General features: G+C 42.1%; 11 protein-coding genes. 10 read left to right on the forward strand and 1 reads right to left on the reverse strand.

All coding sequences use genetic code 11. From position 1 onward, the window contains the following. Window positions 1–708: 708 nt before the first annotated feature. Window positions 709–1,968, reverse strand: coding sequence for a D-alanyl-D-alanine carboxypeptidase PBP3 (pbp3, locus tag C1G57_RS07830; protein ID WP_105114440.1), 1,260 nt, complete (start codon window positions 1,966–1,968; stop codon window positions 709–711). 213 nt (window positions 1,969–2,181) lie between these two features. Between pbp3 and C1G57_RS07835 the strand changes: the two genes are divergently transcribed. The 10 genes from C1G57_RS07835 (at window position 2,182) to C1G57_RS07880 (ending at window position 12,464) form a co-directional block, all read left to right on the forward strand. Beyond that, complete coding sequence (locus C1G57_RS07835; RefSeq protein ID WP_105114441.1) at window positions 2,182–3,975, forward strand: oligopeptide ABC transporter substrate-binding protein; 1,794 nt, start codon at window positions 2,182–2,184, stop codon at window positions 3,973–3,975. A 221-nt stretch (window positions 3,976–4,196) separates the two neighbouring features. Further along, window positions 4,197–5,195: an ABC transporter ATP-binding protein gene (locus C1G57_RS07840; RefSeq protein WP_105114442.1), complete on the forward strand. Its 999-nt coding sequence runs from the start codon at window positions 4,197–4,199 to the stop codon at window positions 5,193–5,195. A gap of 3 nt (window positions 5,196–5,198) precedes the next feature. Then, window positions 5,199–6,140, forward strand: coding sequence for an ATP-binding cassette domain-containing protein (locus tag C1G57_RS07845; protein ID WP_105114443.1), 942 nt, complete (start codon window positions 5,199–5,201; stop codon window positions 6,138–6,140). A gap of 1 nt (window position 6,141) precedes the next feature. Further along, on the forward strand, window positions 6,142–7,098 hold the full coding sequence (gene opp4B, locus C1G57_RS07850; protein WP_044753831.1) for an oligopeptide ABC transporter permease: 957 nt from the start codon (window positions 6,142–6,144) through the stop codon (window positions 7,096–7,098). Between the two features lie 13 nt (window positions 7,099–7,111). Then, window positions 7,112–8,014, forward strand: coding sequence for an ABC transporter permease (locus C1G57_RS07855; RefSeq protein ID WP_044753830.1), 903 nt, complete (start codon window positions 7,112–7,114; stop codon window positions 8,012–8,014). 126 nt (window positions 8,015–8,140) lie between these two features. After that, window positions 8,141–8,506 carry an Asp23/Gls24 family envelope stress response protein gene (locus tag C1G57_RS07860; protein WP_002939192.1) on the forward strand — a complete coding sequence of 122 codons (366 nt, stop codon included), beginning with the start codon at window positions 8,141–8,143 and terminating at the stop codon, window positions 8,504–8,506. Between the two features lie 2 nt (window positions 8,507–8,508). Continuing rightward, on the forward strand, window positions 8,509–10,173 hold the full coding sequence (locus tag C1G57_RS07865) for a DAK2 domain-containing protein (protein ID WP_105114444.1): 1,665 nt from the start codon (window positions 8,509–8,511) through the stop codon (window positions 10,171–10,173). 101 nt (window positions 10,174–10,274) lie between these two features. Next, the gene (tsaE, locus tag C1G57_RS07870) at window positions 10,275–10,715 is read left to right on the forward strand and encodes a tRNA (adenosine(37)-N6)-threonylcarbamoyltransferase complex ATPase subunit type 1 TsaE (RefSeq protein ID WP_105114445.1); all 441 of its coding nucleotides are present in this window, start codon (window positions 10,275–10,277) and stop codon (window positions 10,713–10,715) included. Continuing rightward, window positions 10,708–11,235 (forward strand): GNAT family N-acetyltransferase, encoded by a 528-nt coding sequence (locus C1G57_RS07875; protein WP_105114446.1) that lies wholly within the window; start codon window positions 10,708–10,710, stop codon window positions 11,233–11,235. The genes tsaE and C1G57_RS07875 overlap by 8 nt, the downstream gene beginning before the upstream one ends. After that, complete coding sequence (locus C1G57_RS07880; RefSeq protein ID WP_105114447.1) at window positions 11,232–12,464, forward strand: LCP family protein; 1,233 nt, start codon at window positions 11,232–11,234, stop codon at window positions 12,462–12,464. Before C1G57_RS07875 ends, C1G57_RS07880 begins: the two co-directional genes overlap by 4 nt. The last annotated feature ends 32 nt before the right edge of the window (window positions 12,465–12,496 follow it).

A 12,496-nucleotide genomic window follows, 5' to 3' on the forward strand; every position in this document is an offset into this window, starting at 1 on the left:
CGTGCCTTCCACGCTCGTCATTTTCTGCAAGAAAATGATATGTAGTAAGGAGTTCCGCAGGAACTCTCTCCAACTTACTATCCAACCGAGCTAGGAGATAAGGAGTAGCGAATGCTACTCTACATTGCAATGCCAACGCTCGTTGGAAATGGGGAGCGACGTAAGTCGCTCTTCTTTGTAATTCAGATAACCTTGTGCCCCAAACAGCCTTAAAGCTGTTCAAGCCCGTCAAACTCCCCACTGAAGTAGGAGATGCTGAGCGACGACAGTCTTCTTCTCTATAACTAACCTAGTCTGGGAGACTAGATTATCCTACTGACGTCGCTTCCTTACAGGAAGCGATATGTAATAAGGAGTTCCGCAGGAACTCCCTCCAACTCAATCTCCAACTGACGTTGGAAATAGGTGCGACGGCAGTCGCTCTTCTTTGTAATCACAATAACCTTATAACAATCCCGTACCTTCCACGCTCGTCATTTTCTGCAAGAAAATGATATGTAGTGAGGAGTTCTTCAGGAACTCTCACCAACTCTCACCAACTCAACCTCCAACCGACGTTGGAAATAGAGAGCGACGGCAGTGCTCTTCTCTATTATTAACATAGTCTGGGGACTGGATTATCCTACAGACATGGTTTCCTGCAAGGAAGCGACATCTAACAAGGTATTTCCTCTATCACTTGTAAAGCAAAAATACTATGCCCTTCAATCAGTTGGCATAGTATTTTTGTATTTGCTCATTTACATATCGAACGAAATTGTTCCACCAGGAGATTGGCCAAGCAGCTTCCTTCATATCGTTGGCTAACACCATATCAACAGAGGCTTGGTCTTCGATATACCCTTTTCCGATTAAATCTTGGTCATCCAATTGTAGTTTACCGATGTAGGTTCCAGCTGTTAACGGCGCATCAATCTCAGTCAGCTCACTTGTGAATGTAGCAGTGACAGTTTTGTCTGTTTGGTTTCGTTTCACGACATATAAGTCTGCAGCAGCAACTACTGGGCTAGTTTTCTTCTCGCCATTAAAGACCATAATCTTACTATTGTTGAAAGGCTTGTCTTTCTCAGCGATGGCTATACGTGAAAAATTAGCATAGACGTAGTTCATCAAATCATTGGTTGCAATAAAGCGATTTTCAGGAGAGGTTTGACCGTCAGTTGCATTCAGGACAACCGTAATGATGCGCATACCAGCTTCCTGGGTTGTAGCCAAGAAACTAGCTCCAGCTGAATCAGATGTACCGGTCTTTAGTCCATCAACTCCGATACGAGCGTGAGTTCCCCCACTCAGCATTTGATTAGTATTGTTGTAAGCATTGCCGCCAAAATCATAGGTTTTGAGAGATGTAATTGCGAGAACTTGGGGATAGTCTAGAATTAACCGACGTGCGATGATGGCTACGTCAAGGGCAGAAAACAGGTTGCTATCTTCAGTGCTGGAACCTGGATAAATGTTGGTGCCTAAATCAGAATTGTCCAGACCAGAAACGTTGACAATTTTAGTATCAGTAATACCCCATTCCTGTACTTTTGTTTTCATGCGATCTACAAAAGCAGCTTCGCTACCTGCTATTTTTTCAGCCAAAGCGATAATGGCGCTATTGGAAGAGGTGATGAGAGAGGCGTTTAAGAGATCGCGGACAGAATAGGAGCGTTCATCCATATTGACATTGCTGAGCTCGGGATTAACAGATAAGTCATAAGCATAGTCAGAAATGTCCACCATGGTATCTAAGGTGATTTCACCTTTTGCCAGAGCCTCGTAGACCAAATAAACGCTTAAGATTTTACTAATAGAGGCTACACTAGCCTTGGTTTCGGCATCCTGTTGAAAAAGAATTTTTCCTGATTCAACCTCAACGGCGATAGCGTGCTTGGCAGCAATTGAAAAGTCTTCTGCTAGTGCAGAAGGACTCCCAATAAAAAAACTAAAAATGGCTATCAGTAATAGAAAAAACTTACGCATAAACATTCCTTTGTCTGTCATTTCTTCCATTATATCACATGGTTTGTAAGAAAAATAAGGAAAAAACGTGAAAAATAATAGAAAATAATGAAAATTTATGTTTTTACAAAATTTTCTGACAAAAAGACTTTATTTAAGAAAATTTTATGATATAATAAGTTTCATAACGACATAAGATTATGTGTCATAGAAAAAGAAAAACAGAGGTGTTTTATGAAAAAGACAACAAAACTCTTTGCTCTAGCAGGTATTACTCTTTTATCTGCATCTGTTTTGGCAGCTTGTGGCTCTAAGTCATCTTCTAGCTCACAATCGCAAGAATTGTCATTCCCGTCAGAAGTGAAACAAGATGGTTCAGCTGTTGCGGACGCACAATTGAAATACGCGTTGGTGTCAGCTACAACTTCATCTGGTCTCTTGATTGATGAATTGACTGAAAATAATATCGATTCAACATTTGGTGGAATGGTTGATATTTCAATGTTCGGTTACGATGGAGATCGTAAGTTGGATGATTCAGGTCTTGCAAAAGCTGAGTTTGATGTAGAAGGCAAGAAAATCACTGTTAGCTTGACTGGTAAAGACTACAAGTGGTCTGATGGTCAGCCATTTACTATCAATGACTACATCTTCACTATCAAGTCAATGGCAAGCAAAGACTATACTGGTGTTCGTTTTGACGATAAATTCTTGAACATCGTCGGTATGGAAGAGTTTGTTGCTGGAACAGCATCAGACATCTCTGGTATTAAGAAAGTTGACGACTACACAGTAGAATTGACTGTGAAAGAAATGTCTCCTTCTATGATGTATGCGGGTGGTGATGTACCTGCCTATATTCAACCAGAACACATCTACAAAGATATTCCTGTGGCTGATTGGGAAAAGAGCGAGTACTCACGTACTGCTAAACTTGTAGGTATGGGTCCATGGAAGATTAAAGAAATCGTTAACGGTGAGTCTATCACTTACGTTCCAAACGAACACTTCTTCAAGGGAACAACTCCAAAAACAAGCTCATTGAAGATCGATATCGTATCACCTGATACTATCGTTTCTGAGATGAAAGCTGGTAACTACGATATCGCAGATATGCCGGTTGACCAATTGGACTCATACAAAGACTTGTCTAACTTGAACATCGTTGGTTCACTTAACTCAGCTTACGAATATATTTCATTCAACCTTGGTAAATTTGATGAAGCAGCGGGCAAAAACGTTATGAACGAAAACGCTAAGATGAACGATGTGAAACTTCGTCAAGCGATTGCCTATGCAATTGATACCAAGACAGCTGGTGAGAAATTGTACAACGGTTTGTACCACCCAGCAAAATCATTGATTATCTCATTCTTTGGCGATCTTCATGATTCTGAATTAGCAGGTTATACATACGATCCAGAAAAAGCTAAAAAACTCTTGGATGAAGCTGGCTACAAAGATACAAACGGCGACGGTATCCGTGAAGGCAAAGACGGTAAAGAATTCAAGATCACTTTCGCAGCTCGTAAACGTACAGAAGCTAACGAAGCCCTTGTACAACAATACATCGCTTGGTGGAAAGAAGTTGGCTTGAATGTTGAATTGTACACAGGTCGTACTGTTGAAGTAAATACATTCTACGATGCGATTCAAGCAAATGATCCTGCTATCGATATGTATGCTGGTGGATGGTCAACAGGTTTCGATCCAAACCCTAACGGACTTTGGGGAGAAGTTGCTCCATTCAACATGTCACGTTTCGTATCTGAAGAAAACACTAAATTGTTGGATGCAATTGGCTCAGTTGAATCATTTGATGAGAAGAAAAACCTTGAAAGCTACAAGGCATGGCAAAAATATGCTGCTGAACAAGCATTTGCGATTCCAACATTTGAATCCGAAGAAATCACAGCACTTAACAAGCGCGTGAAGAACTACGATTCTAACTACGGTTCAGCTTCAGGAAAAGGTATTGCACTTGAAAATATCGAATTGACAGCTGACAAAGGTGTAGCAGCAGAATAATCCTATTTAATTTGAATAGTGTCTGAAAAAGCCAACTTGCTTGGCTTTTTTCAGATGGCTATTGGAATTTTCAGATAATTATGGTATAGTAGAACCAGTACACAAAAAAATGCTGCATGCATGTTTATTTAGAATTAGCTGATTGAAAATGTGATGATGTTGATATTAGAGAGTTTCACTTGATTGACTCCAATTAGCTAATAGACAAAGGAGGACGAAGCGTGGCTACTGAAAAACCGCTTTTAGATATTAAAGATTTACACGTCGGATTCCGTATTGCTGATGATTATTTTGATGCTGTTGATGGCGTTGATATTTCATTGCAGAAGAATGAAATTCTTGCAATCGTTGGGGAATCAGGATGTGGTAAATCGACTTTGGCAACGACCATTATGGGCTTGCACAATCCATTAAACACAAAAATCACAGGAAGTATCCAGTACAACGATATGGAGTTGATTGGGATGGATGAGACCAAGTACAATACTGTACGTGGAAATGATATTGGGATGATTTTCCAAGATCCCTTGGCTTCTTTGAATCCCTTGATGACCATCGGTGCGCAGATTGATGAGGCACTCTTCTATCATACTGATTTGGATGCAGCGGCTCGTACGGAGCGTGTATTGGAACTCCTTGCCCAAGTTGGTATTCCAAATCCTAAGCGGACTTTTAAACAGTATCCACATGAATTGTCAGGTGGTATGCGTCAGCGTATCATTATTGCCATGGCCCTTTCTTGTAAGCCACCAATTATTATTGCCGATGAGCCTACAACAGCCTTGGATGTGACCATTCAGGCGCAGATTTTGGATCTCCTGAATGATATTCAGGCGGAAACGGGTTCTGGTATTATCTTGATTACCCACGACTTGGGTGTAGTGGCAGAAACGGCTGACCGTGTAGCCGTTATGTATGGTGGTCAGTTTGTTGAGGTGGCTCCTGTTGAGGAACTCTTTACCAATCCAAAACATCCATATACGCGTTCACTCTTGAAGTCAAATCCGCAATCAGGTAGCGAAGGTGGGGATCTTCACGTTATCGAAGGTATCGTACCACCGATTACCAAAATGTTACGTCAAGGTTGCCGTTTTGCACCACGTATTCCTTGGATTGAAGCAAGTGCTCACGAGGAAAATCCAGGTATGCACGAAGTAGGACCAAATCACTTTGTGCGTTGTACTTGTCACGAAACATTCTATTTTGAAGGGGAGGCCTAAATAGTGGGATTTATTGAAGTAAAAGATTTAAAAGTCCATTATCCAATTCGAAGTGGCTTCTTTAACCGTGTCACAGACCATGTTTATGCCGTGGATGGCGTCAATCTTGAGTTTGAAGAGGGAAAAACCTATGGTTTGGTAGGTGAGTCAGGTTCTGGTAAGTCAACAATTGGTAAGGCAATCATTGGTTTGGAACGTGCTACTTCAGGACAAATTATCTACGAAGGTCAAAATGTGACCAACAAATCACGCAGTAAAAAAGGTAACTTTAACCGTGATGTTCAAATGATTTTCCAAGATTCGCTTTCTAGTTTCAACCCTAAAAAACGTATCTTGGACATCATTGCGGAGCCTATTCGTAACTTTGACCGTCTTTCTCCAGATGAGGAGAAGAAAAAAGTTCTTCAACTCTTGGATACCATCGGTCTGAACGAAGAAGCCTTGATTAAGTATCCTCATGAATTTTCAGGTGGTCAGCGCCAGCGTATCGGCGTTGCCCGTGCCCTAGCAAGTAATCCACGTTTGATCATTGCCGATGAGCCTGTTTCTGCCTTGGACTTGTCTGTTCAAGCTCAGGTTTTGAACTATATGAAGCGTATCCAGGATGAGTTTAAACTCAGCTACCTCTTTATTTCTCATGACCTTGGCGTTGTGCAACATATGTGTGATGAATTGTTTATCATGTACCGTGGTCGTTTCGTCGAAACGGGTAACAAGCAGGACATCTATAACAATCCACAGCATATCTATACCAAACGTCTTTTGTCAGCTATTCCATCGATTGATCCAGTGAATCGTTTGAAAAACAAGGAAAAACGCTTGGCTGCTGAAAAAGAGTATCAAGAAAAACAAGGTCAATACTATGATGAAAATGGTCGAGTTTACGATTTACAAACCTGCTCAGCAACTCATCAGGTAGCCCTTCCAAAAGGAGGTCAGAACTAAGATGTGGAAAACAGTTTTACGTCGTTTGCTCATGATGATTCCTCAAATTATCATTTTGAGTATTATCGCTTTCTTCGTGGCTAAGATGATGCCAGGGGATCCTTTTACGGGTATGATTGATCCCAATATCGATCCAGCCATTATCGAACAAAAACGGATTGCAGCCGGATATTATGATCCAATTCATATTCAATACTTACGTTGGGTTGGTAATCTCTTGCAGGGTGATTTTGGTCAGAGTTTCCTCTTTAAGCAACCAGTTTTGGATGTTATCATGCAACGCTTGAACAATACTATTTGGTTATCGCTGTTGACGATGATTTTGACCTATGCTATCGCTCTTCCTTTGGGGATGATTGCTGGTCGCTACCAAAACTCTCTGGCTGATAAGGTGATTGGGGTTTATAACTTCTTGACCTTCTCAACACCAACTTTCGTTTTTGCGATTCTTATGTTGTGGTTGTTTGGTTTTAGCTTGGGCTGGTTCCCAACTCGTGGTTCAATCGGTGGTGGTGTCGAAGGTTTTGCAGCGGTACTCAGCCGTCTTCATCACATGATTTTGCCGGCGATTACCATGGCTATCTTATCTACAACTGTAACTATCCAGTATCTCCGTACAGGGATTATTGATGCTAAGAGTCAAGATTATGTCCGTACGGCGCGTGCTAAGGGTGTTCCTGAGCGTGTGGTTTACAACCGTCATATCTTCCGTAACTCTATTCTGCCAATCGCATCATTCTTGGGTTATGAATTGACTGGTTTGATCGGTGGTTCGATCTTTATTGAGAATATTTTTACCTATCCAGGTATCGGTCAATTGTTCTATAACTCTATTTCTAGTCGTGATTATAGTGTTATCTTGGCCCTCTTGTTGATATTTGGTATGGGAACTCTCTTGGGAACCTTGATTTCAGATATTATCATGAGTATTGTAGACCCACGTATCCGTGTGAAATAGAAGGAGGAGTAAGGTGAGTAAAGAAAATAAAAAACAAGTACAATCTACTTCAACTCCTCCAGGTGGCTTTCGTGTCATCGCGCGGGAGTTTTTGAAGGATAGATTAGCTTTAGCTTCATTGGTCATTTTGGTGACAGTTCTTTTGACTGTTTTCATCGGAGCCTTGGTCTTAGATCAAGAGCAAGTGATGAAAGTCAATCTTTTGGGACGTTACTTGGAGCCTGGAGTTGATGGCTATATCTTGGGAACTGATGAAGGTGGTAAAGATATCTTCGGTCAGTTGATTATTGGTGCTCGTAACTCCATTGTCATCGGTTTTACTATTACCATTATTACAAGTATTGTTGGTATCTCGGTCGGATTGATTTCAGGCTACTATGGAGGTCGTTTGGATGGTTTCTTGATGCGGATTGTAGACTTCATTATGATTCTTCCAGTAACCATGTTGATTATCGTTTTCGTAACGGTTATCAAAGACTACACCATCTATCACTTTATCCTGATTATGAGTGCTTTCTATTGGACAGCTAAGGCGCGTCTCTTCCGTACAAGAACCTTGTCAGAGGCGAGCTTGGATTATGTCAATGCATCTAAAACACTTGGAACAAGCGACTTCATGATTATGTTCCGTGAAATCTTGCCAAACTTGAGTTCCCTGATTATTGTTAACTTGACCCTCAACTTTGCAGGGAATATCGGTATTGAAACATCATTGACCTATCTTGGATTTGGTCTTCCATCGACAGTTCCAAGTTTGGGTACCTTGATTGCCAATGCCCGTAATGCAGACATCTTAGAGAACAAGACTTGGATTTGGTTGCCAGCAGCTATCTTCATCCTTGTCATGATGCTTTGTATTAACTATGTCGGTCAAGCCTTTCAACGTGCTGCCGATGCCAAACAACGTTTGGGGTAAGCAACCTATAAGAAGAGTTCCTTCGGGAGCTCTTTTTTTCTTCTTTCAGCTGTCACAGGCTTGTTTTTTACAGAATTTGGAAAATATGGTAAAATGGAGTGATAAAACTATTTGAGGTAAGGAATTATGACTGTTAAAATCAATACAAAAGACGGCCAAATTGAATTGACTGATGACGTGATTGCCACAGTTGTCGGTGGTGCTACGACTGAGATTTTCGGAGTTGTGGGCATGGCTAGTAAGTCTGCGATTAAGGATAATTTTCAGGCTCTTTTGCGCAAGGAAAATTATTCCAAAGGTGTTGTCATTAAGACCCTAGAAGATGGTCGCATTGCAGTCGATGTTTACACTGTTATGAGCTACGGTGTAAAAATCAGTGAAGTATCTCGCAATATCCAAGAACGTGTGAAATTCAACTTGGAAAATCAATTAGGTATCTCTGTTGATGCCGTTAATGTTTTTATCCAGAATATTAAAGTCGTAGGAGAATAATTGTGTCTAAAATTACTACTAGTTTATTTCAAGAAATGGTGCAGGCAGCATCCACTCGTCTGAATAAACAAGCTGAATATGTAAACTCATTAAACGTCTTCCCAGTGCCAGATGGCGATACTGGAACCAACATGGGCATGACCATTACCAATGGTGCCAAAGAAGTAGCTGATAAGCCAGCCAACACAGTCGGTGAAGTTGCTCAAATCCTGTCTAAGGGCTTGCTTATGGGAGCTCGCGGAAACTCTGGTGTGATTACCTCACAGTTGTTCCGTGGTTTTGGTCAGTCTGTCAAAGGCAAGGTTGAATTGGATGGTAAGGACTTGGCGCAAGCCTTCCAACATGGTGTCGAAGTGGCTTATAAGGCTGTAATGAAACCAGTTGAAGGTACCATTTTGACGGTTTCTCGTGGCGCAGCTACAGCAGCTCTTAAAAAAGCAGAAGAAACTGATGATGCCGTTGAGGTCATGCGCGCGACTCTAGAAGGTGCCAACCGTGCCCTCAAGAAAACCCCTGAGATGCTTCCGGTCTTGAAAGAGGTTGGGGTTGTCGATTCAGGTGGTCAAGGTCTTGTTTATATTTACGAAGGCTTCTTGTCAGCATTGACAGGTGAGTACATTGCGTCAGAGGATTTTGAAGCGACACCAGCTGTTATGTCAGAAATGATCAATGCAGAGCACCACAAGTCAGTTGCCGGTCATGTGGCGACTGAGGATATTACCTTTGGTTACTGTACAGAAATCATGGTAGCTCTTCGCCAAGGTCCTACTTATGTCAAGGACTTTGATTATGAAGAATTCCGCAACTATCTTAATGACCTTGGGGATTCTCTCCTAGTTGTCAACGATGATGAAATTGTTAAAGTCCATGTCCATACAGAAGATCCAGGTTTGGTCATGCAAGCAGGGCTTCAATACGGTAGCTTGGTCAAGGTAAAAGTGGACAATATGCGTGAGCAACATGAGGCTCAGGTTGAGAAAGAAGAAGCCTACCAAAAACCAGCTGAGCAAAAAGAATACGGCATTATCGCTGTTGCGGCAGGTGAGGGTTTGACAGAAATCTTCAAATCACAAGGCGTTGATTATGTGATCTCAGGTGGTCAGACCATGAACCCATCAACAGAAGACTTTATCAATGCTATTGAATTGGTCAATGCCCGCAATGTCATCTTGTTGCCAAACAACAAGAACATCTTGATGGCGGCTCAGACGGCTGCTGAGGTGGCAGAAGTGGCGGTTAAGGTTGTGGAAACCAAGACTCTGCCACAAGGTTTCACTAGCTTGCTTGCCTTTGATCCAAGTCGTGATTTGGACAGCAACTTTGAAGCTATGACGGCATCTCTTGCAGAGGTGAAGAGCGGTAGTGTGACAACTGCCGTCCGTGACACAACCATCGATGGTCTTGAAATCCATGAAAATGACAACCTTGGTATGGTAGATGGCAAGATTGTGGTTTCTAATCCAGATATGATGGAAACACTTGTCGCTACCTTTGAGAAAATGCTGGATGAAGACAGCGAAATCGTGACCATCTACATCGGTGAAGACGGTGATGAAGAATTGGCGCAGACACTTGCAGAACAGCTAGAAGAACAATTTGAAGATGTCGAGGTCGAAATCCATCAAGGAAATCAACCGGTTTATCCATATCTTTTTAGCGTAGAATAAACAAAATCGCAGGCCAAGGCTTGCGATTTTTTTCTGTAGATTTGTCTACAATTTCCAGTAGACCTATGACAAAGCCGAATGGCTATGGTATAATAACAAGTATGTATAGTCAAAATGAAAATGAATTGATTGCCATTGGCGAGCGAATTGGTAGGGCTTGTAAGGCCAATCAAGTGCTAGTCCTGTCGGGCGATTTAGGTGCAGGCAAGACCACTTTGACCAAGGGTTTGGCTAAGGGTTTGGATATTGACCAGATGATTAAAAGTCCGACTTATACCATTGTTCGAGAGTATGAAGGTCGAATGCCTCTCTATCACTTGGATGTCTATCGGATTGGTGACGATCCGGATTCTATTGATTTAGATGATTTTCTCTATGGTGGTGGTTTGACGGTTATCGAATGGGGAGAATTGTTGGATGCTAGTCTGTTGGATGATTATTTGCTCATTCGGATTGAGAAAGAGGCTGATGGCCGCCGTCTGACCTTTGAGGCCCATGGGCCTGCCAGTCAAGTCTTAGCCGAGGAAATAGTACATGACTAAGAAGGAAATTTATTTTAGCGAAGCTGAACCAGCTGATGCGGTAGCCTTTATTGATTTTATGAATCAAGTGGCTAGGGAAACGGACTATCTGGTCATGGATGAAACAGGTTTTCGTTTTAGCCCTGAAGAAATGGAAAGGATTTTTGAAGCGAGCATTGAAAATCCTGGTGAACTGTGCTTGCTGGCCAAAGTTGGTTCAGAAGTGATTGGTGCCATCTCTGTCAAGTCCTCCAAACAATTTCGGATCAGCCATATTGGAAATATTTTCATTGCTATAAAGAAAGAGTATTGGGGACACGGCTTGGGTACCATTTTGCTAGACGAGGTTATTGAGTGGGCTCAGGAAATGGAGGTGCTCAAACGTCTTGAATTAACCGTTCAGGTGCGCAATCAAGCAGCAGTCCGCCTCTATCAGAAGATGGGTTTTGTGATTGAAGGGACCCAGGTGAGAGGGGCTAGAACAGATGAAGGGGAATGGCTTGACCTCTATTACATGGGCAGGCTGATTGGTGAAGTATGACAATTGGAAAAAAAATAGTCTTGATGTCTTTGGCAATAGTAGCCCTCACGCTTGGAGCTGGTTTTGCCTATGGAATTAGTTTATTGAACTTTTCAACAGATGCGATTTCCAAAACATTTAAGCAGCTAGATGGAGAGGAAGAAATCACTCCTATTGATGCGACGGAGCCCTTGACTATTCTCTTGATGGGGGTAGACATGGATCAGGCTACTCGTGGCGGTGCTTGGGAAGAAGGTCGAAGCGATTCCATGATCTTGGTGACAGTCAATCCTAAGACCAAGGAAACAACTATGATGAGTTTGACACGTGATATTATGGTGGAGATTGCTGAAGCTAATGGGGAATCAACAGGAACAGTGGAAAAACTCAATCATTCCTATAGCTACGGTCAGGCTCCTATGGCGATTGCCACTATTGAGAAGATGATGGATATTGACATTGATCGCTACATCGAAATCAATATGGATGGCTTGGTCGAGCTGGTTGATGCGGTTGGTGGGATTGAAGTTAATAACACATTAGGTTTCCCGATTTCTATTTCCGAGTATGAGCCAGCCTATACGGCTATTGTTCCAACAGGTAAACGTCTGGTGAATGGAGATCAAGCTCTTGTTTACGCTCGGATGCGCTATGATGATCCAGAAGGAGATATTGGTCGTCAACGCCGTCAGCGTGAGGTTATTACGGCTATCGTCAAGAAATTGCTGCAACTAGATGGCTTCACTCAGTACAAGAAGATTTTAACAGCCATTTCCAATAATATGCGGACGGATATTGAAATCAGTACGGCAACCATTCCAAGTCTTTTGGGCTATAAGGATTCCATTAGGAATTTACATTCCTATCAATTAAGAGGGATTGATGAGCTTGTTGAAGAGGTTTACTACCAGTTGCCTCCGACCCAGCATTTGCTGGAGATGCAAAATGTCTTGAAAACGTCTATTGGTTTGGATGAAGTGACAGAACTTACCACCAATGTAAAGGTTTATGAGGGGCAGATGGGCTTGCCTACTACCATCAATGTTTATAATGCTTATACAGATTTACTAGAACTTGAGGCCAATCCTTTGGCGGAGGCTGTAGATATTGAGGCCTTTACGGGAACATCTGCCAGTGATTTGCCAGAAGGGACAGCGAGTTCAGGCTCTCTTCCATCGGTTTCTGCTGAAACTGGAGAATCTGGAACAACTGAGGTTGGAACAGAAACGCAAACAGAAGAAGGACAATAAAAAAATGAGGTTGGATTTCCAATCTCATTTTT

The organism is Streptococcus suis (assembly GCF_002960425.1).
Classification (GTDB): domain Bacteria; phylum Bacillota; class Bacilli; order Lactobacillales; family Streptococcaceae; genus Streptococcus; species Streptococcus suis_S.

Bases quoted from the DNA above. Each gene is read 5' to 3' on its own strand.
- C1G57_RS07860 (WP_002939192.1), top strand. From the start codon at position 8,141: ATGACTGTTAAAATCAATACAAAAGACGGCCAAATTGAATTGACTGAT.
- tsaE (WP_105114445.1), top strand. From the start codon at position 10,275: ATGTATAGTCAAAATGAAAATGAATTGATTGCCATTGGCGAGCGAATT.
- pbp3 (WP_105114440.1), bottom strand. From the start codon at position 1,968: ATGCGTAAGTTTTTTCTATTACTGATAGCCATTTTTAGTTTTTTTATT.
- C1G57_RS07835 (WP_105114441.1), top strand. From the start codon at position 2,182: ATGAAAAAGACAACAAAACTCTTTGCTCTAGCAGGTATTACTCTTTTA.
- C1G57_RS07875 (WP_105114446.1), top strand. From the start codon at position 10,708: ATGACTAAGAAGGAAATTTATTTTAGCGAAGCTGAACCAGCTGATGCG.
- C1G57_RS07880 (WP_105114447.1), top strand. From the start codon at position 11,232: ATGACAATTGGAAAAAAAATAGTCTTGATGTCTTTGGCAATAGTAGCC.
- opp4B (WP_044753831.1), top strand. From the start codon at position 6,142: ATGTGGAAAACAGTTTTACGTCGTTTGCTCATGATGATTCCTCAAATT.